This window comes from Streptomyces araujoniae (assembly GCF_050871195.1).
GTDB classification, from domain to species: Bacteria; Actinomycetota; Actinomycetes; order Streptomycetales; family Streptomycetaceae; genus Streptomyces; species Streptomyces bacillaris.
Genome location: NZ_CP194070.1, coordinates 7,825,430 through 7,845,969, shown reverse-complemented (window position 1 = coordinate 7,845,969; position 20,540 = coordinate 7,825,430). Strand labels below are relative to the sequence as shown.

Annotated in this window: 19 protein-coding genes; 7 read left to right on the top strand and 12 right to left on the bottom strand. The window is 73.1% G+C overall.

Annotated features, from left to right (window positions below; all coding sequences use genetic code 11):
* Positions 1–9 precede the first annotated feature (9 nt).
* The 5 genes from ACQ9ZG_RS33015 to ACQ9ZG_RS32995 form a co-directional block, all read right to left on the bottom strand.
* Positions 10–1,056 (bottom strand): hydroxyacid dehydrogenase, encoded by a 1,047-nt coding sequence (locus tag ACQ9ZG_RS33015; RefSeq protein WP_375138348.1) that lies wholly within the window; start codon positions 1,054–1,056, stop codon positions 10–12.
* On the bottom strand, positions 1,053–1,985 hold the full coding sequence (locus tag ACQ9ZG_RS33010) for a carbohydrate ABC transporter permease (RefSeq protein WP_109916700.1): 933 nt from the start codon (positions 1,983–1,985) through the stop codon (positions 1,053–1,055). Before ACQ9ZG_RS33010 ends, ACQ9ZG_RS33015 begins: the two co-directional genes overlap by 4 nt.
* Complete coding sequence (locus ACQ9ZG_RS33005) at positions 1,982–2,968, bottom strand: carbohydrate ABC transporter permease (RefSeq protein WP_499281550.1); 987 nt, start codon at positions 2,966–2,968, stop codon at positions 1,982–1,984. The genes ACQ9ZG_RS33010 and ACQ9ZG_RS33005 overlap by 4 nt, the downstream gene beginning before the upstream one ends.
* Before the next feature lie 154 nt (positions 2,969–3,122).
* A complete protein-coding gene (locus ACQ9ZG_RS33000; RefSeq protein WP_109914049.1) occupies positions 3,123–4,430 on the bottom strand; it encodes an ABC transporter substrate-binding protein in 1,308 nt (435 codons plus the stop codon).
* Between the two features lie 241 nt (positions 4,431–4,671).
* Entirely contained in the window at positions 4,672–5,775 is a 1,104-nt protein-coding gene (locus ACQ9ZG_RS32995) for a substrate-binding domain-containing protein (RefSeq protein ID WP_415737723.1), read from the bottom strand.
* A 353-nt stretch (positions 5,776–6,128) separates the two neighbouring features.
* Here ACQ9ZG_RS32995 and ACQ9ZG_RS32990 point away from each other — a divergent pair, with 353 nt between their 5' ends.
* Together ACQ9ZG_RS32990 and ACQ9ZG_RS32985 are read left to right on the top strand one after the other, a co-directional pair.
* Complete coding sequence (locus tag ACQ9ZG_RS32990) at positions 6,129–8,540, top strand: polysaccharide lyase 8 family protein (protein ID WP_109915748.1); 2,412 nt, start codon at positions 6,129–6,131, stop codon at positions 8,538–8,540.
* 43 nt (positions 8,541–8,583) lie between these two features.
* Complete coding sequence (locus ACQ9ZG_RS32985) at positions 8,584–9,339, top strand: transporter substrate-binding domain-containing protein (protein WP_109915747.1); 756 nt, start codon at positions 8,584–8,586, stop codon at positions 9,337–9,339.
* 72 nt (positions 9,340–9,411) lie between these two features.
* Here the strand turns inward: ACQ9ZG_RS32985 and ACQ9ZG_RS32980 are convergent, their stop codons facing one another.
* The 5 genes from ACQ9ZG_RS32980 to ACQ9ZG_RS32960 form a co-directional block, all read right to left on the bottom strand.
* A complete protein-coding gene (locus ACQ9ZG_RS32980) occupies positions 9,412–9,579 on the bottom strand; it encodes a DUF6381 family protein (protein ID WP_181398270.1) in 168 nt (55 codons plus the stop codon).
* 181 nt (positions 9,580–9,760) lie between these two features.
* Positions 9,761–10,771: an iron-containing redox enzyme family protein gene (locus ACQ9ZG_RS32975; RefSeq protein ID WP_109915746.1), complete on the bottom strand. Its 1,011-nt coding sequence runs from the start codon at positions 10,769–10,771 to the stop codon at positions 9,761–9,763.
* Positions 10,771–11,052: a CDGSH iron-sulfur domain-containing protein gene (locus ACQ9ZG_RS32970; protein WP_028417730.1), complete on the bottom strand. Its 282-nt coding sequence runs from the start codon at positions 11,050–11,052 to the stop codon at positions 10,771–10,773. The genes ACQ9ZG_RS32975 and ACQ9ZG_RS32970 overlap by 1 nt, the downstream gene beginning before the upstream one ends.
* A complete protein-coding gene (locus ACQ9ZG_RS32965; RefSeq protein ID WP_499281549.1) occupies positions 11,036–11,758 on the bottom strand; it encodes a HemK2/MTQ2 family protein methyltransferase in 723 nt (240 codons plus the stop codon). The genes ACQ9ZG_RS32970 and ACQ9ZG_RS32965 overlap by 17 nt, the downstream gene beginning before the upstream one ends.
* An 86-nt stretch (positions 11,759–11,844) precedes the next feature.
* On the bottom strand, positions 11,845–12,024 hold the full coding sequence (locus ACQ9ZG_RS32960) for a hypothetical protein (RefSeq protein ID WP_026237474.1): 180 nt from the start codon (positions 12,022–12,024) through the stop codon (positions 11,845–11,847).
* A gap of 267 nt (positions 12,025–12,291) precedes the next feature.
* Here ACQ9ZG_RS32960 and ACQ9ZG_RS32955 point away from each other — a divergent pair, with 267 nt between their 5' ends.
* The 4 genes from ACQ9ZG_RS32955 to ACQ9ZG_RS32940 all read left to right on the top strand — a co-directional run bounded on the left by ACQ9ZG_RS32955 (position 12,292) and on the right by ACQ9ZG_RS32940 (position 16,628).
* Positions 12,292–13,044, top strand: a complete 753-nt coding sequence (locus tag ACQ9ZG_RS32955; protein WP_018487786.1) for a (5-formylfuran-3-yl)methyl phosphate synthase — start codon at positions 12,292–12,294, stop codon at positions 13,042–13,044.
* Positions 13,045–13,109: 65 nt separating this feature from the next.
* On the top strand, positions 13,110–14,495 hold the full coding sequence (locus ACQ9ZG_RS32950; protein WP_499281659.1) for an aldehyde dehydrogenase family protein: 1,386 nt from the start codon (positions 13,110–13,112) through the stop codon (positions 14,493–14,495).
* Positions 14,492–15,580, top strand: coding sequence for an NAD(P)-dependent alcohol dehydrogenase (locus ACQ9ZG_RS32945; RefSeq protein ID WP_136016055.1), 1,089 nt, complete (start codon positions 14,492–14,494; stop codon positions 15,578–15,580). The genes ACQ9ZG_RS32950 and ACQ9ZG_RS32945 overlap by 4 nt, the downstream gene beginning before the upstream one ends.
* Before the next feature lie 136 nt (positions 15,581–15,716).
* A complete protein-coding gene (locus ACQ9ZG_RS32940) occupies positions 15,717–16,628 on the top strand; it encodes a class I SAM-dependent methyltransferase (RefSeq protein WP_109914189.1) in 912 nt (303 codons plus the stop codon).
* A 22-nt stretch (positions 16,629–16,650) separates the two neighbouring features.
* Here ACQ9ZG_RS32940 and ACQ9ZG_RS32935 read toward each other — a convergent pair whose 3' ends face one another.
* Both ACQ9ZG_RS32935 and ACQ9ZG_RS32930 read right to left on the bottom strand, forming a co-directional pair.
* Positions 16,651–17,655 carry a MerR family transcriptional regulator gene (locus ACQ9ZG_RS32935; RefSeq protein WP_499281548.1) on the bottom strand — a complete coding sequence of 335 codons (1,005 nt, stop codon included), beginning with the start codon at positions 17,653–17,655 and terminating at the stop codon, positions 16,651–16,653.
* Between the two features lie 3 nt (positions 17,656–17,658).
* Positions 17,659–18,372, bottom strand: a complete 714-nt coding sequence (locus ACQ9ZG_RS32930; RefSeq protein WP_109917207.1) for a HEAT repeat domain-containing protein — start codon at positions 18,370–18,372, stop codon at positions 17,659–17,661.
* A 233-nt stretch (positions 18,373–18,605) separates the two neighbouring features.
* Here ACQ9ZG_RS32930 and ACQ9ZG_RS32925 point away from each other — a divergent pair, with 233 nt between their 5' ends.
* Positions 18,606–20,531, top strand: coding sequence for an HtaA domain-containing protein (locus ACQ9ZG_RS32925; protein WP_499281547.1), 1,926 nt, complete (start codon positions 18,606–18,608; stop codon positions 20,529–20,531).
* Positions 20,532–20,540: the final 9 nt, after the last annotated feature.

Here is a 20,540-nt window from a genome sequence, read left to right as displayed (position 1 = left end):
TCGAGGGGGTCAGGCCTGCTGGTGGAGGGTGGCGGGGTCCACCGCGTGGGCGAACGGCATCCCGTGGGCGTACCGTTCCAGCTCGTCGACCGCCGCGTCGGCCAGCCGGTGCAGCTCGCCGCCCTGGGAGCCGGCGATGTGCGGGGTGAGCAGCACGTTCGGCAGGTCGTACAACGGCGATCCGGCGGGCAGCACTTCGGGCTCGGTGTGGTCGAGCACGGCGTTCAGCCGGCCGGTGGCCACCTCCTTGACCAGGGCGTCGGTGTCGATCAGGGAGCCGCGTGCGGTGTTGACGAGCGTGGCGCCGTCCCGCATGAGGGCGAGCCGTCCGGCGTCGAACAGGTGGCGCGTCTGCGGGAGTTCGGGGGCGTGGATGGTGACGACGTCGCTCCGCCGGGCGAGGGTGTCCAGGTCGGTGCGCTGCACGCCGAGCGCCCTGGCGCCCTCCTCGTCGAGATACGGGTCGTGGGCGAGGAGGCGGAGGTCGAAGGGGCGCAGCAGCTCCGCGACCCTGCGGCCGATGCGGGAGGCGCCGACGATCCCCACCGTGCGGCGGTAGTTGCCGATGGACGGAAAGGCGGTGAGCAGGTCGACCCTGCTGCGGGATTCGCGGTAGACGCGGGCGCTCTCCAGGACGTTCTTGTTGGCGAAGAGGATCGCCGCGACCGTGTACTCCGCGACCGGGAGGGCGTTGGCGGTGGCGGCCGTGGAGACGGTGATGCCCCGGTCCCAGACGTCCTGGGTGATGTGGTGCTTGACCGAGCCGGCCGCGTGGACGACGGTCCGCAGGCGGGGCATGGCGCTCAGCGCGGAGGCGTCCAGGGGCGGGCAGCCCCAGCCGGTGAAGAGGGCCTCGGCGTCGCGCAGGGCGGCGCGCTGGGCCGGGTCGTCGGCGCCGAAGTCGGTGACGAGCAGGGCGGGTTCGAGGTCCGCCACCCGGGCGAGGCGTTCCAGGGCGGTCGGGCGGAGAATCGCGTCGCGGGTCTCCCCGCTCATCGCCAGGACGGTACGGGGGCGGGTGCGGGGCCGGGTGGACGGCGTGGCGGGGCGGCTCACTTGACGGCTCCTGCGGTGAGGCCCGAGCGCCAGAAGCGCTGCAGGCAGAGGAAGGCGACGATCAGCGGGACGACGGCGACCAGCGACCCGATGATGACCAGGGGGTACAGCTCGGGCTGCTGGTAGACGTTCTGGTTCCACATGAACAGGCCGAGGTTGACGGGGTAGAGGCGCTCGTCGTTGAGCATCATCAGCGCGCCGTAGAAGTTGTTCCAGTTGGCGGTGAACGAGAACAGGAAGATGGTCACGAAGCCCGGGGCGAGCATCGGCAGGGCGACCCCCGTGAAGGTCCTGATCTCCCCCGCCCCGTCGACCCGGGCGGCCTCCAGGACCTCGCCCGGTACGTACCCCTCGGAGAAGACGCGGGCCAGGTAGACGCCGAACGGGTTGACGAGGCTGGGGATCAGCACGGCCCAGTAGGTGTCGACGAGGCCGAGGCGGGAGGCCATCAGGTACAGCGGCAGCTGGACCACGGTGGAAGGGATCAGGACGCCGACGAGGACGACGCCGAACAGCTTCTCCTTGCCCCGGAAGGCGTACTTGTCGAAGGCGTAGCCGCAGGCGACGGAGACCAGGGTGGAGAGGACGGCCGCGACCAGGGTGTAGAGGAGGCTGTTGAGGAGCCAGCGGCCGTACAGCCCGTCGTTGTACGCGAACAGGGCCTCCAGGCTGGACAGGAGGTGGAAGTCCCCGAAGCTGAAGGGGTCGGTGGCGAACAGGTCGCGGTAGTTCTTGGTGGCGGCGATGAAGAGCCAGGTCAGCGGCATCAGGGTGTAGACGGCGACGACGGCCAGGACGGCGTTGACCGCGACCTTCGAGGTGAGCCCCTGGGTGCGGCGGGGGCGCCGGGGCGGGATCGGCCGGCGTGCGGCCCGGGTGCCCGGTGCGTGGGCCGCGGGTGCGTCGGGGGTGGCTGTCTGGGTGCTCATGAGGCCTTCCACCGGTTGCCGAGCTTGGTGACGACGAAGGACAGCAGGCCGGCGACGAGGGCGAGGATCAGGGAGCTCGCGGCGGCCAGGCCGTAGTCGTGGCCCTTGAAGGCCGCGGTGTAGATGAACATGGTCGGGGACCAGTCCTCGCCCATGGTGTTGGCGCGGAGCTGGACGAGTTTGGGGGCGTCGAAGAGCTGGATGGCGCCGACGCAGGTGAAGAGCAGGGTCAGGACGACGGTGGGCCGGATCATGGGCACCTTGACCTGGAGGGCGGTGCGCAGGGCGCCGGAGCCGTCCACGGTCGCGGCCTCCAGGACCTCGCGCGGGACCGCCTGGAGCCCCGCATAGAAGATGATCATGTTGTAGCCGGTCCACTGCCAGGCGGAGATGTTGACGACGGAGTAGATGGCCTCGTCCTGGCCGAAGAAGTTCCAGTGCGCGCCGAACGCGTCGAGCACGTCGATGATCGGGCTCAGCCCCGGTGTGTAGAGGTAGAGCCAGATGAGCGAGGCGATCAGGCCGGGGACCGCGTGCGGCAGGAAGTAGGCGATCTGGAAGAAGCGGCGGGCCCGTGCCATGGCCGAGTCGACGAGCAGCGCGAGGACGAGCGCGCCGCCGACCATGGCGGGGATGTAGAGGAGGCAGTAGAAGGCGATGTGACCGAAGGAGCGGAGGAAGGCCTCGTTGCCGAGGGCTTCGGTGAAGTTGCCGAATCCGGCGAAGACGCGTTCGGTGCCGCCGAACCCGAGGCCGGAGGATTCCTCGCGGAAGAGGCTCATCCAGGCCGCGTAGAGCATCGGCAGGACGGTGACGGCGGTGAAGAGGGCGAAGAACGGCACCGTGAACAGGGCCACGGCCCGGCGCTGTCCGCGCCGCGCGCCGGGGCCGCCGGTCGCACGGGCGGGCCGGGCGGGGCGCTTCGCCGACGGTGCGGGGTGCGGCGGTGGGGTCTCGGCCGGCCGGGTGAGTGGGGCTGCCACCTGGTGCTCCTTCGGCGGGGTGAGCGGGAAAGGGCGGGGGGGGGGATGAGGGCGCCGGGAGGGGCGGGGTCGTACGGAAGAGGGGTTCGCCTTCCGTACCGGGCCCCGCCTGCCGGACGCCGGGCTACTGGGCGCCGGACTACTAGGCGCCGGGCTACTGGGCGAGCTTGAGGCCGCGGTCCTTGACCGCGGCCTCTCCCTTGGCCTGTCCGGCGCTCAACATCTTGGTGTGGTCGCCGCCCGCGGCCATCTGCGCCGAGGTGACCTGCTGCTGGACCGGGCCCCACATCCAGCCGGGCACGATGGTGGCGGCGGCCTCACCGGCGAGCTTGTAGACGTCCTGGTCACCGAAGTAGGAGCCGTCGAACTCCTCGGCCGCCGCGGCGCGCATCCCCTCGTTGGCGGGCAGGGCGCTGCTGGGGGTCTTGAGGGAGCTGAGGCGGGCGGTCATGGCCTCGGGGTCGGTGGTGACCCATGTGATGAAGCGGGCGGCGGCCTCGGTGTGCTTGCTGCCCTTGGGGACGATGTAGGAGGTGCCGCCGTACATGCCGGTGCTCGGTGTGCCGTCCCAGGTGGGGAGCGGGGCTATGCCCCACTTGCCCTTGCTGTCGGGGTAGCTGACGGGGAAGTTCCCCGCGCTCCAGGCGGCGCCGATGATGGTGGCGACCTTGCCGGTGGCGCGCTCCTTGGTCTCGCCCTCGCCCCACAGGGGGGTCTTGGAGGCGAGGCCGTCCTTCAGGAGGCCGTCCCAGTAGGCGGCGACCTTGCGGGAGGCGGGGTCGTCGATGTCCACCTTCCAGGCGTCGTCCTTTGTTCCGTACCACTGGGCGCCGGCCTGCCAGGCGAGGCCGGAGAGGAGGGCGGGGTCGCCGCCGCCGAAGTTGGTGATGGTGAGGCCCGGGTCGGCCCGGTGGATCTTCTCCGCGGCCGTGCGGTACTCGGCCCAGGTGGTGGGGACCTCGACGCCGTGCTTCCGGAAGAGGTCCTTGCGGTAGTAGAGCTGGATGGGCGTCACGTCGAAGGGGACGGCCCAGGTGGAGCCGCCGAGGTTGACCAGGGACTGGACGGCCTCGGGGAACTCCTTCCTCACCAGCTCGCCGGAGGCGGCGGTGAGGTCCTCCAGGTTGCCTTCGCTGGCGTACTCGGGGAGGGCGGAGTAGTCCATGGTGGCGATGTCGGGGGCGTTGCCGCCCTTGACCGCGTTGGAGAGCTTGGTGACGCCTTCGGGGCCCGCCGGGACGAGCGAGAACTGCACCTTGATGTCGGACTGCGCCTTGTTGAACGCCTCGGCCGTCTCCTTGGCGCCCGCGGTGGCCGACCAGAACGTGAGCGTGACGGGCTTGCCGTCGCCGGGGGCCTGCGCGTCGGAGCCCTTACCGCCACCACAGGCGGTGGCGAGCAGGGCCAGTGAGGCGGCGGACGCCGCGAGGGCGAGGCGGGTGGTGCGGTGCGTACGGGACATGGGCCGGCTCCTACGGGACCTCGAACTGCGGGAGATGAGGCGAACGGCACACATCATTTTGCGCCGAACCGATCACCGTCAAGAGCAAACGACCAATTCAATCGAATCGATCAACAGGTAACGCCCCGGCAACGCGGGCGCGGACACCGCCGGTCTACGTGAAAAGCCGTACCCGCAGGGCCTGTTGGCCCGGGGTACGGCTGTCGGGGCGGTGCGTCACCTGGATACCGACCGGCTCGTGTCAGGAGTCGGCGGCCGCCGCTCCGCAGGAGCCACGGACCCTGAGGGTGGGCAGGATGTCGAGGTGCCGGCGGGCCGGGGAGGCATCGTCGGGCGTGCCCAGCCGGGAGAGGAGGAGCCCGGCCGCCGCCGCGCCGACCGCGTGTTTGTCGGGCGCCACGGCGGTGAGCGGCAGATCGGCCAGGGCCGCCACCTCGTCGTCGTACGTGATCACCGCGAGGTCCTCCGGCACCCGCACACCGCGGGCCTGGAGGCGCGGGATCAGGACGATCGCGTCGGCGTCGCTGTGCACGATCGCGGCCGTGACGTTGCCGCCGGCCACGCCCTCGCACAGGTACTCCAGGGTCCGCTCGAAGCGGTCGGCCTCCGATCGCGAGGGCGCGTCCTCCAGGGGCGAGGCGGGGACGGGGCTGAGCCCGAGCGCCGCCACCGCGGCCGCGTAACCGGCCCTGAGCCGGGGGGCGGTGGGGCTCTCCTGCACGGCGAGCGCGATGGAGCGGTGGCCGAGCCCGGCCAGGTGCGCCACCGCCTCCGCGGCGCCGTGGGCGTGGTCGGAGCGCACCCGGTCCAGCCGCGCCGCCGGGTGGCCGATGGGGGCCCAGCGCTCCACCAGGACGACGGGGGTCTCCTGCTCGGCGGCCCAGAGCCCCTCGCCCGGCTCCGGCCGGCCGCGCTCCCAGGTCGGGGTGAGGAGGAGGCCGTCGGCGCCGGTGGAGAGCAGGCGGCGGGCCTGGGCGGCGTCCTCGTCGGGGAGGTAGCGGGAGAGCCCGATGGTCAGGCGCGCGCCCGCCGCCTCGACCGTCTCGCGGGCGCCGCGCACGACGTCGGCGTAGTAGTACTCGGTGGTCGGCACGACCATGCCCACCACCAGCCCTTCGGCGGAGGGCACGGCGGGCGCGGGGGCCGGACCGGGGGCGCCCGGGGGCCAGACCACGGCGCCGTGCATCCGCTCCACCAGGCCCTGGGCCGCGAGCGCCTCCACGTCCCTGCGCAGGGTGACCGCGGACATGCCGAGTTCCTCGGCCAGTTCGGCGACACGGAGGCTGCCGCGTTCACGGACGAGCTGGAGCACCCGCTCGTGGCGCTGGTCGACGTGGAGTCGCATGGATCCCCTTGGTCTCTTCGGTCCGCCGGTCTCGGACGACGGCTGTGGCGGTGGCCCCGCCCCCTCAACCATATCGATCGCATCCGCTCGAAACGATCCCCCCGGCGGTTCCATCCCTGCTCGCAGCAGAGGGCACAGTCACACCCGTTGTGCGCGTGTCGGCGCCCTACACCGCCATCGAACCGATCAACACGATCAATTCGGCCAAAGTTATTGAGCGGGTTGCCGGGTGGCTGTTAGAAAGTGCCCTGCCCGCTCTGAACCGCTCAGAACAGTCGGATCCAGGGGCCCGGTCAGCGCCCGGCGCACCGGTTCCGCCGCGACGAGCCACCCCGACACGGAGCTGATCCCCCATGACGTCTGCCTGGTCCCGTCGTACCTTCCTCGCCACCTCCGCCGTCCTCACCGCCGCGGCCGGCGGCGCACTCGCGCTCGCCGCTCCCCGCGCCTCCGCAACTGCCTCCGACGACGCGTACGCCGCCCTGCGCGCCACCTGGACGGCCCTGATCCTCGGCGAGGGGTTCAGCCCGACCGCCGAGCCCTTCAGGAGCCGGCTCACCGCACTGGGCACCCAGGCCCGGGGGTGGCGGGACACCCTGGCCCCGGCGGACGGTTCGCTCTGGCCGGACGCCGTCTACGCCGACCCCGACCCGGACACCGACCCCGAGTCGTACGGCTTCTCCGCGAAGATGGCAGAGAGCTTCATCCGGCTCAACACGATGGCCCAGGCCTACCGGCAGCAGGGCACCGGCCTGACCGGTGACTCCGCGCTGCGCACCGCCATCGTGACGGGCCTCGAACACCTCAACAGCCAGGTCTACAAGGCCGGGCAGGTGCGGTACGGGAACTGGTACAGCTGGCAGATCGGCGCGCCCCAGGCCCTGCTGGACGTCTGCGTGCTGATGTACGACGCCCTCACCCCGGCGCAGCTCGGGCGGTACTGCGCCGCCGTCGACCACTTCGTACCGGATTCCGCCGTCGCCTCGTACACGGGCACCAGCACCGGGGCGAACCGGGTCGACCTGTGCCGGGTGCTCGCCCTGCGCGGGGTCGTCGGCGGGAGCGCCGCCAAGATCGCGCTCGCCCGGGACGCCCTCTCCCCCGTCTTCCCGCTGGTCACCAAGGGCGACGGGCTGTACGCCGACGGCTCGTTCATCCAGCACACCACCGTCCCCTACACCGGCAGCTACGGATCGGTGATGCTCGGCGGGCTCGGGCTGCTCTTCGCACTCCTCAAGGGGACGGCGTGGGAGGTGACCGACCCGAAGCGGCAGGTGGTGTTCGACGCGGTGGAGAACGCCTGGGCGCCGTTCCTCTACAACGGGCTCGTCATGGACTCCGTGGCGGGCCGGGCGATCAGCCGGGGCGAGGTCGACGACCACCGGCGCGGCCACCCGATCCTCGCCTCCATCGTGCTGCTCGGCCGGGGCGCGTCGGCCACCGAGAACACCCGGTGGCGCTCGCTGGTCAAGGGGTGGGCCCAGCGCGACTACTACAGCCCGCCGCTGAGCAACCCCTCGCTCAGCCTCACCGGCCTGGCACGTCTGAAGTCCGTCCTGGACGACACCTCGCTCACCCCGCTCCCCGAGCCGGAGGGCCACCGCCTCTTCCCCGACATGGCCCGCGCCACCCACCGCCGCCCCGGCTGGGCCGCCGCCCTCTCCATGGCCGACAAGCGGATCACGTACTACGAGACCGGCAACGGCGAGAACCTGCGCGGCTGGCACACCGGGTCGGGGATGCTCTCCTGGTGGGGCGACACCTTCGCCAACGGCCAGTACAGCGACGCTTTCTGGCCTACCGTCGACCCCTACCGGCTCCCCGGGATCACGGCCTCGCGCAAGGTGCTGGCGAACGGGGCGGGCGGCGACTGGGGCGCGGCGATGCCCGATGTGAACTGGGTGGGCGGGGTCACCGACCGGAAGCGGGCGGCGGTGGGGCAGTACCTGAAGGGACTGTCCAGCACGCTGCTGGCGAAGAAGTCGTGGTTCTTCCTGGACGACACCGTGGTCTGCCTGGGCGCGGGCATCCGCTGCCAGGACGGTACGGCGGTGGAGACCACGGTGGACAACCGGAACCTGGGTCCGGTGGGGAACGCCCCCTTCACCGTCGACGGTTCGGCCAAACCCGTCACCCGCCCGTGGTCGGCCACGCTGACGGGCGCCTCCTGGGCCCATCTCGGCGGCCACGGCGGCTATGTCTTCCCCGGCGGGGCGAACGTCAAGGCGCTGCGCGAGAACCGGTCGGGGCGGTGGCGGGACATCAACACCGGCGGCTCCACGGAGACCCTGACCCGCGCCTATCTCACCCTCTGGGTCGACCACGGCCAGAACCCGGCGGACGCCTCGTACGCCTACCAGCTGCTGCCCGGCGCCTCCGAGCAGCGGACGGCCGCCCGGGCCGCTGACACCGGCTGGCTGGGGGTGCTCGCCAACACCGATGACCAGCAGGGGGTGTCGGTGCCCTCGCTGGGACTGACCGCCGTCAACTTCTGGTTCGGCGGGACCGTGGGGCCTCTGGTGGCGGACGCCCCCTGCTCGGTGATGGTCACCGAGCACGCCGACGGTACGGCCACCGTCTGCGTCAGCGACCCCATGCGGGCCCGGACGAGCCTGGCCCTCACCTGGAATCGGGCCGTCTCCTCGGTCCTCTCGAAGCCCTCGACCGTGACGACGGCGACCACGGGGGCCTCGCTGCGGCTGGTGTTCGGTGATCTCTCCGGTACGCGGGGGGCGACGCAGACGGTGAAGGTACGGCTGGCCTGACGGCGCCTCGGGGGCCGGGAGGCCGGCTCGTAGACTCGCCGGCATGACCCAGCAGCAGATAGCTCCGGCCCTGGTCCCCGCGTTCGCGCCCGACGGCACGCTGCGCGCCTCCATCAACCTCGGCAATCCGATCCTGGCCAACCGGAACCCCGAGGGCGGCGACCCGGCCGGGGTCTCGGTGGACCTCGCGTACGAGTTCGGGCGGCGGCTCGGAGTCCCCGTCGAGCTGGTGGTGTTCGAGAAGGCGGCCGCCTCGGTGGACACGGTGAAGGCAGATGAGGCGGACCTCGGCTTCTTCGCCGTGGACCCGGCGCGGAGCGAGGGGCTGCTCTTCACCGCCCCCTATGTGCTGATCGAGGGCAGCTATCTGGTGGCCGAGGCGTCGGCGGTGACCGGGAACGAGCAGGTGGACCGGGAGGGGACCCGGATCTCGGTCGGTTCGGGCAGCGCCTACGACCTCTTCCTCACCCGGGCGATCGAGCACGCGGAGATCGTGCGGTTGCAGGGCGCCCCCGCCGCGCTCGCCGCCCTGCGGGAGGGGGAGGTCGAAGTGGCCGCGGGGATCCGCCAGTTGCTGGAGGGCGAGGTGCGGCGCGCTGCCGGGGTACGGGTGCTGCCGGGGCGGTTCATGGTGATCCAGCAGGCCATGGGCATCCCGGCCGCCCGGGGTACGGCGGCCCAGGAGGTGCTGGCGTCGTTCGTGGAGGAGATGAAGGCGAGCGGGTTCGTCGCGGACGCGCTGGAGCGGCACGGCATCAAGGGGGCGCTGGTGGCCCCGGCCGGTCAGCTTGCCGCCTGAGCCGGGGCCGACCGTCCGGGCCGGGCCCGGCTTCTCGGCCGCTCCGCCGCCCCTCGGTTACTCTCCCTCCCCTCAGCCGCCCTCCCGGCCCTCCAACTCCTCGCCGAGGAGGCGCCGGGCCTTCTCCCGCAGGCGCTGCCGATGCTCGGGGTCGGTCGCCCGGTCGGCGGCGCGGCCCAGCTCCTCGGCCCGCTCCCGGGTGCGGCGGGTACGTTCCAGCGGGATGTCGGGCAGGTCCATGGGGGTGTCCTCCGTCGTGGGTCCGCGCGGGGCGCGGGGGCGGGACCCGGTGGGGTCCGGATCCGCCGACGGCGGATACCGCGTGCGCGGGCGGATCCCCAGCGTCACCGCAGTCCGGCCCCGCCGCATCTCGTGCGGTGACGTACGGTGACAGTCCGCAGGTGGGGGCGGTGGGCGTGTCTCAGGCGGACGGGGCGGCGCGCAGCGCGGTCGAGCCGCTCCGCCAGGCGGCGAGGAGACGGGTGGCGAGGCGGTCCTCCAGCAGCCCGGTGGCCTCGATGCCGAAGGCGATGTCGGGCTCCAGCTCCGGTTCGTGGGCGAGCAGCCCGCCGATGACGTCGCGGCGCACCACCTGTTCGTGGACGGCGTCGGCCTCCACGTGCTCGTCGTAGAACCGCTGGGCGGCCGGTCCCGCGCCGACCCGTTTCAGAGCGGCGGCCAGCCGGCGCGAGCCGGGCGAGGAGGTGACCTCCACGGCGGCGAAGTGGCCGACGAGGGCGCCCCTGAGAGACCGGTGGAGCCCGAACAGGGACATCAGGTTGACGGTGGCGAGCACCTCGGCGGGGGCGACGTCGAGGTAATGCCCGTACGCCGTCTCCAGGGACAGGTCCTCCATCAGCTCGGCGTACAGGCGGGCGTGCACGTCCTCCTCGCGTCCGGCGCCGAACTCGTCGAACTCGACCGCCACCATCGCGGCCTTGGCCCGCCCGTACAGACGCGGGATCACCCAGGCGTGCGGGTCGGCCTCCTTGAGGTGGTAGAGCGAGCGCAGGGCGGCGTACTCGCGCAACTGCCACAGCTCGCCGTCGTCCCGCAGGAAGTGGCTGACGCCGTGACCGTCGTCCCCGACGGGTTCGACCAGGAGTCCCGCGAGTGCGGTGTCCACGGTTCCGTCCGTGGGGGCTGCGGCCCGGAGGGCGGCGAGGAAGGGCCGTTCCAGGGAGCGGCGCAGCGCGAGCAGGGCGGGGTTCCACTCGTGGTCCTCGTCCACGTCCGCGAAGCCCTGGTAATGCAGCTCGTAGAGGGTGTAGAGGGCGAGGTGGAGGTCGTCCCCGAAGGGGTCCGCGCCGGTGGTGGCGGGGGTCCGCGGGTCCCGGCCGGTGCGCAGGGCGGTGACGACCTCGTACGAGAGGGGACCGAGCGGGGTCGGGAGTGGAGGGCTCCGGCGCCTCGGTTCACGGTGGGGAGGCATCACGCGGTTCCATCCGTACGGTCGCCGCCTCCGGCGCCCTTCTCCGGTCGGCCGGGCCCGCGTTCCCGGGGCTCCCGGTCTCCGGGCTTCACCCGGCGGCGGTGGCTGGTGTCGCACCACGGGTACGTACGGGTCCTGCGGCAGGTGCAGATCGCGGCGGTGAAGCGGCGGGAGGTGTAGAGCGTGCCGTCGTCACCGACCACCTCGACCGGTCCTTCCACCAGGAGGGGGCCGTCCGCGCCCAGGGTGACGCGGGTGGGGCGGTCAGGGCTGTTCGGCACGGATGACCACCAGCCTCTCCTTGTCGGTGTGCTCGCCCAGGAGGCCCCGGCCGCGCAGCCAGGAGAGCCGGGAGAGCAGGACGGGCCCGAACGGCACGTCCGCCGCGTCGCTGACGGCGGCCTTGAGCCCGCCACGGGACAGACGGCGCAGGGTCTCCTCCGTACCGGTCAGTTCGGAGTGGACCATGAGCAGGACGCCCGACCTGCGCAGGAGGTGCGGGGCGGCATCGCAGATCCGGTCCACCACGGCGCGGCCGTCGTGCCCCGCGTCCCAGGCGCGGGCGTTCCCGCGCCGGGGCGGCGGGCCGAGGGGCGAGGGGACATAGGGCGGGTTGCTGAGCACCAGGTCGTACGTCCGGCCCGGTACCGGGCCGACCAGGTCGCCCCGGTGGACGGTGACCGGCTGACGGGCGAGCCGGGCGTTCAGGCGGGCGGTCAGCACGGCGCGGCGGCCGACGTCGACGGCGGTGACACGCCCGCCCCTGCGCGCGGCGGCCACCGCGAGGAGGCCGCTGCCGGTCCCGAGGTCGATGACGTCGGAGCCCGGCCGGACGGTCTCCCTGGCCAGGGCCCTCAGCAGCAGGAGTGTGTCGTGCTGGGGCGCGTAGACCCCGGGGAGGGTGCGGACCCCCGGCCTCCCCGGAGCGGTGAGCGTGGGCGGGGCAGCGGACACGGGCACCTCCAGCACGCGTGAATCGTGGGTCATGCCACCTGTCAAGGCTCCGCTCCTTCTGTTCGTGGCGCCATTCGTAAGGTCACTCGGCGTGACTGTCCTGTGGTCCGTCCCCCTCTTCAGCGCCTGCGGGAGGCGCCCGTGCGCAGACCGGAGCCGACCCCGGCCACATGCAGGGCGAGCAGCGCGAGTCCGATGAGCATGACGTTGGTCGAGGCGAACACGTCGTTGGTCGAGATGTCCGCCGCGTTGATCAGGAAGGCGATGAAGAACAGCACTGCCGCGGCTATACCGAGCATGGTGATTCCTTTCGTCGGGTCCGTCCCCGTGGGATGCATGGCGTCCGTCCCCGTGGGGTGACAGCCGTGTTCCCATGAATCACGGAGTTAGGCAGCCTGAAGAAGCGCGCGGGGGCGTGAGGGCGTCGCGGCAGTGCCCCGTTCGCCATCCCTCGCGCCCTGCCAGGGGCCACGGGCCGGGGGAAGGATGGGCCGGACCGCACAAGATCCCGGCGAATCCGCGCACCCGCTCCCGGGCGGGTGGCCCCGCGGTGGAAGGAATCCACGTTGCTGCTTCTCATCTCCCCCGACGGTGTCGAAGAGGCCCGCGAGTGCGCGAAGGCGGCGGAGCACCTCGACATCGTCGACGTCAAGAAGCCCGACGAGGGGTCGCTCGGCGCGAACTTCCCGTGGGTGATCAGGGAGATCCGCGGGGCGGTCCCGGCCGACAAGCCGGTCTCGGCCACCGTGGGGGACGTGCCGTACAAGCCCGGGACGGTGGCCCAGGCCGCGCTCGGCGCGGCGGTCTCCGGGGCCACGTACATCAAGGTCGGCCTCTACGGGTGCTCGACGCCCGAGCAGGCCGTCGAGGTCATGAGCGGAGTCGTCCGGGCGGTCAAGGACTTCCGGCCGGACGCGTTCGTCGTCGCGTCGGGCTATGCCGACGCCCATCGGATCGGCTGTGTCAACCCGCTCGCGCTGCCCGACATCGCCCGCCGCTCGGGCTCCGACGCGGCCATGCTGGACACCGCGGTCAAGGACGGGACGCGGCTCTTCGACCACGTTCCGCCCGACGCGTGCGAGGAGTTCGTCCGCCAGGCACACGGGGCCGGGCTGCTGGCCGCGCTGGCGGGGAGCGTGAAGGCGGAGGACCTGGGGACGCTGACCCGGATCGGGACGGACATCGTGGGCGTGCGCGGGGCGGTCTGCGAGGGCGGTGACCGCAACGCCGGGCGGATCCGGCCCCGGCTGGTGGCCGCCTTCCGGGCCGAGATGGACCGGCACGCCCGGGAGCACGCGACGACCGCGGCCGCCCGCTGAACGCCGGGACGGGGCCGCAGCGGCCCCTCTCCGGCATACCGGCGTCCCCGCCCCGTCCGCCCCTCCTGCCGCACCCCCGCCAGGAGCGCTTCGCCGTCGTCGATCCGGCCACCGGGGAGGCCTTCGACGAGGCCCCCGACCAGCGGTCCGACGAGTTGGACGCCGTCGTGGGCCGGGCCCGGGAGGCCTGGGCGGGCTGGCGGGCCGATCCCGGCGCCCGTACCGCCGCTCTGCTCGCCTCGGCCGATGCCGTGGAGGCGGCCGGCGGGGAGCTGGCTCCGCTGCTCACCCGGGAGCAGGGCAAGCCGCTGGCCGAGTCGTACGCGGAGATCGCCCGTACGGCGGCCCGGCTGCGCCACTTCGCCGCGATGGCCCCCGAGACCCGGACGATCGCCGACGGCAGACCGGTGGGCAGCGAGATCCGCTGGCGGTCGCTGGGGCCGGTCGCCGCCATCGTCCCGTGGAACTTTCCCCTCCAGCTGGCGTCGGCCAAGTTCGCGCCCGCGCTCGCCGCGGGCAACACGGTGGTGCTCAAGCCCTCGCCCTTCACCCCGCTCGCCACCCGGCTGCTGGGGTCGGTCCTGTCCGCCGTGCTCCCCGAGGGTGTGCTGACGGTCGTCACCGGTCGTGAGCCGCTCGGCGCGCTGCTGGCCTCGCACCCGGGGATCCGGCATGTGACGTTCACCGGTTCGGTGCCCACCGGGCGGGCCGTGGCGGCGGGGGCGGCGCCCGGTCTCGCCCGGGTCACCCTGGAGCTCGGCGGGAACGACGCCGCCGTGCTGCTGGACGACGTGGAGGTGGAGGCGGTGGCGGACCGGCTGTTCCGGGCCGCGTTCCGCAACTGCGGGCAGGTGTGCATGGCGGTCAAGCGCGTCTATGCCCCGGCCCGGCTCCACGCCCGGGTGGTGGAGGCGCTGGCGGAGCGGGCGAAGACCGTCGTCGTCGGACCGGGTCTCGACCCGGGCACGGAGCTGGGGCCGGTCAACAACGCCGCCCAGCTGGCCCGGGTGGAGCGGTACACGGCCCGTGCCCTGGAGGAGGGGGCGCGTGCCGTGGCCGGTGGGCACCGGCTGGACCGGCCGGGGTACTTCTACGCCCCGACGATCCTCACCGATGTCCCGCCGGACAGCCCGGTGGTGACGGAGGAGCAGTTCGGCCCGGTGCTGCCGGTGCTGCCGTACGGGCATATCGACGAGGCGGTCGAGGCGGCCAACGCCACGCGGTACGGCCTGGGCGGTTCGGTGTGGGGCACCGACCTGGACCGGGCGGAGGAGGTGGCCGGGCGGCTGGAGTGCGGGACGGCGTGGATCAACCACCACGCCGAACTCTCGCTCGACCAGCCTTTCGCGGGCATCAAGGAGAGCGGCGTCGGGGTCGCGGGCGGGCCGTGGGGGTTCTACGGAAACCTCCGGCCGTTCGTCGTGCACCGACCGGCGGAGGGGGGCCGATGAGGTTCGGTGCGGCGGTACTGCGCTCCTACGGGGCCCCGTTCACCGTCGAGGAGGTGAGGCTGGACGCGGGCCCGGCCGAGGGCGAGGTCCTGGTGAGGATCGCGGGCTGCGGGATGTGCCGGACCGATCTGGCCGTCCGCCGCTCGGCGGGCCGCTCGCCGCTGCCCGCGGTGCTCGGCCACGAGGGGGCCGGGGTGGTGGTCGAGACGGGTGGCCCGGACACGGGGCTGAGCCCCGGCGACCATGTGGTCATCGGCTTCGACTCCTGCGGGCACTGCCGCGGCTGTCTGGCCGGGTCCCCCGCCTACTGCGACCGGTTCGCCGAGCTGAACCTCTTCGGCGGACGCCCGGAGCACGCGGGGCGGTTCACCGACGCGTCCGGCGGCGCCCTGGCTCCCCGGTGGTTCGGCCAGTCCGCGTTCGCGGCGTACGCGATGGTCCCGGCCCGCAATGCCGTGCGGGTCGACCCCTCGCTGCCCCTGGAGCTGCTGGGGCCGCTCGGCTGCGGCTTCCTCACCGGTGCCGGGGCGGTGCTGAACTCCTTCGGTGCCGGGCCCGGCGACACCGTCGCGGTCTTCGGCGCGGGGGCGGTCGGCCTGGCCGCGGTCATGGCGGCCACCGCCGCCGGGGCGGTGGCCGTGGCGGTGGACCGGCACCCCGAACGGCTCGCCTTCGCCGAGAAGCTGAACGCGATCCCGGTGCACGCGGCCTCGGCCGGTCTGCCGGACCGCATCCGCCGTCTGACGGACGGCGGCGCGCGGTACGCGCTGGACACCACGGGGTCCGGCCGGCTGATCAACGACGCGCTCCGGGCGCTGCGCCCGCTGGGCCATCTCGGCCTGGTAGCCCGGCTGCACACCCCGCTCGCGCTGGAGCCGGGGACCCTGGACCGGGGGCGGCGGGTCTCCCACATCTGCGAGGGCGACGCGGTGCCGGGGCTGCTGGTCCCCCGGCTGACCGGGCTGTGGCGGGCCGGGCTGTTCCCTTTCGACCGGCTGATCCGTACGTATCCGCTCGCCGACATCAACGCGGCCGAACGCGACTGCGAGGCGGGGCTCGTGGTGAAGCCGGTCCTCATTCCCTGAGCCCGGCGCGTTCCGCGCGGTCGCCGTATCCCGTGCGGCCCCGGCGTCGCGCGCCGCCCGCGCATCCGTGGCGCCTGCGCGTTCCGCGCACCCCTGGCGCCTTTCCGCTTTCCACCTATCGAGGGAGCACCTGCATATGGTCGAGACAGCGCACCGCAACACCGGTGTGGAGGGTGTGGCCGGAGGGGTCGGGGTTACGGCTCTGCTGGTCGCCGCGGCACGGGCGATCGAGACCCACCGCCCCGACAGCCTGGCGCAGGACGTCTTCGCCGAGCACTTCGTGCTCGCCGCACCGGCGTCGAAGGGGTGGCCGGTCCGTCCGGCGGAGGTCACGGGCGGGGACGCGAACCCGCTGTGGGGGCGGTTCGCGCGGTACTTCGGGCTGCGGACACGGGTCCTCGACGACTTCCTGCTCGGGTCGGCGCACACGGGGGGCGTCCGCCAGGTGGTGCTGGTCGGCGCGGGGCTGGACTCGCGCGCCTACCGGCTGGAGTGGCCGTCCGGGTGTGTGGTCTTCGAGATCGACCGGGAGGAGGTGCTGGCCTTCAAGCACCAGGTGCTCGACGGTGTTTCGGCCGTCCCGAAGGCGGCACGGGTACCGGTCCCGATGGATCTGCGGGACGACTGGGCCGGTGCCCTGCCCGGCGCCGGGTTCGATCCGGCGGCGCCGAGCGTGTGGCTGATCGAGGGGCTGCTGTTCTATCTGCCCCCGGCGGCCGAGACGTACCTCGTCGACACGGTGGACCGGCTCACCGCCGGGGGCAGCGCGCTGGCCTTCGAGGCCAAGCTGGAGAGGGACCTGCTGGCCTATCGCGACAGCGCGCTCTACACGGCGACGAGGGAGCAGATCGGCATCGACCTGCTGGGCCTCTTCGATCTCTCGCCGCGCCCCGACTCCGCGGGCCGGCTGGCGGACCGGGGGTGGTCCACCGCGGTGCACACCCCGTTCGACTTCACCCGGCTGCACGGGCGCGGGCCGCTGCCCGAGTCGAACGACGCGCTGGCGGGCAACCGGTGGGTGTTCGCGGACAAGCCCCGGGGGTCGTAACCGCGTTCCGGCGGACGGTCCGTCACGGTTCGTCGCGCAGACCGAGGAGGTACGTGGCGGTCAGCGCGACGGCCCGGTCGGCGTCGTGCGCCAGCTCGGTGAGGGCGTGTGAGGCCACCGTCCCCGGGATGCCCGCCAGCGCCTGGGTCAGCCGTCCGCGTGCGGGTGGTCCGGTGGTGTCCCGGGCGAGGCGGTCGACAATCCGGGCGGCGATCCGGCCGGCCGTCGCGGTGTCGTCGGCCAGCACGCCGAGCGCGTCGGCCGCGTCGGTGTCGTTCCTGCCCGCCACGATCATGTCGAGGAGGGCGGGGACGGCGTCGGCGTCACCCCGGGTCCCGAGCGCCAGGGCGGCCTGACCGCGGACCACGGGGTCGGGGTGGGCGAGGGCTTCGCGCAGTGGTGCGGTGGCCCGGTCGCCGGGCAGCTCGGTGAGGGAGCGGACGGCGCGTTCCCGTACGGCGGCCACGGGTGAGCCGATGCCCGCCGCGAGCAGGGCGGGCGCGCCGTCGCCGGAGCGTGCCAGGGCCCAGCGCAGGGCCCCGGCGACATGCGGATCGCTCTCGGCGAGTACGGCCTCGACCAGGGCCTCGACCGGCACCGGGACGTCGTCGGCCGAGGAGAGGGCCGCGCGCTGGCGGGCGTCGGCGCTCGTGGACCCGAGTGCCTGGAGGAGCGTGACGACCTGGAGGGCGTCCTCCCAGTCGGCGGGTCCGGCGGCGTGGATCCCGCGCAGCCGGGTGAGCAGTTCGGTCTCCGCCTCGATGCGCGTCCGCGTCCGGTGGATCAGGTCCTCGACGAGTGCGGACGGGGTGAAGTCGTCGTCTTCGAGGGCCCGTTTGACCTCCCGCAGCGAAAGCCCCAGCGCCCGCAGGCTCTCGATGTGGAAGATCCGCCGGATGTCCTGCGGGGCGTACTCGCGGTAGCCGGAGCCGGTGCGGCCCGAAGGGCTCACCAGCCCCAGCGACTCGTAGTGCCGGAGCATGCGGGCACTGACCCCGGACCGTCGCGCCACCTCACCGATCAACACGCCCTAGTGTCCCTCAGGTCCAGCGCCGCCGAGGGCCACGACCCGCTTCGCCTCCTCGATGGCGAAGGTGAACCCGGTGTCCGGGTCGTGCAGCAGCTTCTCGGTGGCGAGCGCGTGGGCGCGTACGGCCGGGTCGGCGGCCGTACGGGCGGGGAGCAGGGCCGACAGCACGGGCTCGCCCAGGTCGACCAGGGCCCGGCTCAGGCTCAGCTGCGTCTCGTGGCCGCCGCGCCCGAGCTGGGTGGCCAGGACCGTGGCCAGCGCGGATTCCCCGCCTTCCGGTACGAGCACGACGGCGGCCCGCCAGGCGCTCCGCGCCACCTCGTCGTCGGCGTCGGTCAGCAGCGCCCGGGTGATCGCGGGCCAGGCCCCCGGTTCCCCGATCTTGGACAGGGTGTGGAGCGCCTGGCTCCGAGCCTGCGGAAGTTCAGAGCGGAGTTCGTGGAGCAGCGCGGGGAGCGTCAGGGACGCCGGGTGGCGGTTCAGCGCCCAGGTCAGCATGTCGCGGACGAAGAACTCGGGCTCGGTCGCGCACCGTTCGACGAGCGGGCCGACGTAGCGCGGGTCGGGTGCCGAGCCGATCGCCAGGGCGGCGCGCAGCCGTACGGACGCGCGGTGGTCGGCCAGCCTCCCGATCGCCCGGGCCGTGTCCGTATCCGTAGCTGTCTCCGTCTCCGTTCCCCTGCTCGCGTTCCCGTCCTGTCCCGTGACCGTCATCGAGACCACCTCCTGGTCCGCAGTGAAGACCTTGTCAGCGTGTCAAGGTCAAGCGGGAGAGGGGGCGACCACCCTGCGGTGACATTTAGGTAAGCCTCACCTAATATGACGATTGTCGTCTTCGGGTCCCCACGCGAGAAGCCGGTATCCCCCCTTTTTCCTTCTGTATTCGTCCAGGGCACAGCTCCGCCCACCGGCAGCCCGTGCCCCTCCCCGAAGGAGACATGCAGCGCATGTCCATGCCCCGCCGTGGCCGTCTGGCCGCTCTCGCCGCCCTGACTGTGGTGTCCCTGGGCACCGGTACTCTCGCCGTTCCCGCCTCCGCCGCCCCGGGCCCCGCCGTCGCCGCACAGGCCCAGCAGGCTGGGACCACGTCGGCGGCCTCGCCGATCCTGGTGGCCGGCGGGTCCTCCTGGGGCTTCAAGGAGTCCTGGGTCCGCTATGTGACGTCCATGGGCGGTTCGGTGACCGTGGCCGGCGGCGCCACCAAGGACGGGGCGGGGCTGATCGGTTACCCCGTCGAGCACGGCGCGGTGGACGCGGCCAGGCGCTCCGCCGATGTGCGCTTCGGCGGTTCGGTCACCTACGCGGTCCCCGACCACGGCATCACCGCCATCACCCTCGCCAACCCCCGGGTCGTCCTCAGGAACGGCCAGGGCACGCTCCACATGGACGTGACGACCGATCTGGTCGCCGGTCAGGCCCCGGTCACCACCGCCGGTGTGCCGCTCGCCACGCTGGAGGCGCCCGCCGGGGCCCTCGCCGGGAACACCCTCGACTGGAAGGGCATCACCACCGCCCTGACCGCCAGGGGCGCGGAGATCTTCGCCTTCCAGGGCCGGCCCATGTACCCGGCCGGCACGGCCCTGGACGCCCTCGCCATCGGCGGCCGTACCAGCGTCCCGACCCTGAAGGTCAGCCAGGTCACCGAGCTGGGGGCCGAGACCGAGGTGACCGTCGAGGGCTCCGGCTACCGGCCCGGACGCGGGGTGTACCTGGCGCAGACCGTCGCCCTGCCCGGCACCACGTACCCGAGCATCTACGGCAACGAGGCCTGGATCCGCCAGGTCGGCGCCGACGGCACCTTCACCCTCACGGTGAAGCTCACCGAGAGGTTCACCTCCGGCACCACCACGGTCAACTGCCTCACGACCGCCTGCTTCCTCACCAGCTTCAACTCGCACGACGGCGCCGACCCGACCTGGATGCCCTCGCGGGCCCAGGACGTCGCCCAGCCCCTCAGGTTCGCCGCCGCCGTCCCGGTCGCCGTCGTGACCCGGCAGCCGGTCTCCCGCACCGTGCGCTCGGGCGCCACCGCCGAGTTCACCGCGGCCGCGACCGGCCACGACGCGGTCCGCTGGGAGCGCAGCACCGACCGCGGCTCGACCTGGAACACCGTGCCCGGGGCCACCTCACCCGCCCTCTCGGTGAAGGCGAGCGCCGCGCTCGACGGCCACCGCTACCGGGCCGTGTTCGCCAACGTCTCCGGTACGACGGCCACCTCGGCCGCCACCCTCACCGTGACGGCCGTGCCCGCCCGGATCATCTCCTTCAACGCCGGCCCGGAGCCGGTCGGCAAGGGCAGCAAGCTCAAGATGACCGGCACCCTCCAGACCGCCGGGGCCACCGGCAACGCCTGGACCCCGCTGGCCAGGACGTCCGTCGTGATCGAGTTCCAGGCGAAGGGCTCCAAGAGCTGGAGCCGGGTCACCACGGTCACCACCGACGCCAAGGGCGCCGTCACCGCCTCCGCCACCGCCCAGAAGGACGGCACCTGGAGGGCCCGTTACGCGGGCACCGCCGACCGCGCCGCCGCCACCAGCTACGCCGACTACGTGGACGTCAAGCTGCGCACCTCCGTCTCCGGCTTCGACGCGTCCCCGGAGCCGGTCCGCAAGGGCCGCACCATCACGGTCAAGGGCACCCTGCGCACCCTGGACGGCAGCTGGAAGAACACCTCCGGTCACTCCGTGGACATCCTGTTCCAGGCCAAGGGCTCCACGAAGTGGAGCAGGCTCGCCACCGTCCGCACGAACGCCAGGGGCGTCTTCACCAAGGGCTTCACCGCCAAGCAGGACGGCACCTGGAAGGCCCGGTTCCAGGCAACCGCCGCCCGTCTGGGCACCACCAGCGGCGGCGACTACGTCGACGTGCGCTGACCCGCACGC

Coding starts and splice junctions, on each gene's coding strand:
- ACQ9ZG_RS33010 (WP_109916700.1), bottom strand. CDS start 1,985: ATGAGCACCCAGACAGCCACCCCCGACGCACCCGCGGCCCACGCACCG.
- ACQ9ZG_RS33000 (WP_109914049.1), bottom strand. CDS start 4,430: ATGTCCCGTACGCACCGCACCACCCGCCTCGCCCTCGCGGCGTCCGCC.
- ACQ9ZG_RS32995 (WP_415737723.1), bottom strand. CDS start 5,775: ATGCGACTCCACGTCGACCAGCGCCACGAGCGGGTGCTCCAGCTCGTC.
- ACQ9ZG_RS32990 (WP_109915748.1), top strand. CDS start 6,129: ATGACGTCTGCCTGGTCCCGTCGTACCTTCCTCGCCACCTCCGCCGTC.
- ACQ9ZG_RS32985 (WP_109915747.1), top strand. CDS start 8,584: ATGACCCAGCAGCAGATAGCTCCGGCCCTGGTCCCCGCGTTCGCGCCC.
- ACQ9ZG_RS32980 (WP_181398270.1), bottom strand. CDS start 9,579: ATGGACCTGCCCGACATCCCGCTGGAACGTACCCGCCGCACCCGGGAG.
- ACQ9ZG_RS32975 (WP_109915746.1), bottom strand. CDS start 10,771: ATGCCTCCCCACCGTGAACCGAGGCGCCGGAGCCCTCCACTCCCGACC.
- ACQ9ZG_RS32965 (WP_499281549.1), bottom strand. CDS start 11,758: ATGACCCACGATTCACGCGTGCTGGAGGTGCCCGTGTCCGCTGCCCCG.
- ACQ9ZG_RS32960 (WP_026237474.1), bottom strand. CDS start 12,024: ATGCTCGGTATAGCCGCGGCAGTGCTGTTCTTCATCGCCTTCCTGATC.
- ACQ9ZG_RS32945 (WP_136016055.1), top strand. CDS start 14,492: ATGAGGTTCGGTGCGGCGGTACTGCGCTCCTACGGGGCCCCGTTCACC.
- ACQ9ZG_RS32940 (WP_109914189.1), top strand. CDS start 15,717: ATGGTCGAGACAGCGCACCGCAACACCGGTGTGGAGGGTGTGGCCGGA.
- ACQ9ZG_RS32930 (WP_109917207.1), bottom strand. CDS start 18,372: ATGACGGTCACGGGACAGGACGGGAACGCGAGCAGGGGAACGGAGACG.
- ACQ9ZG_RS32925 (WP_499281547.1), top strand. CDS start 18,606: ATGTCCATGCCCCGCCGTGGCCGTCTGGCCGCTCTCGCCGCCCTGACT.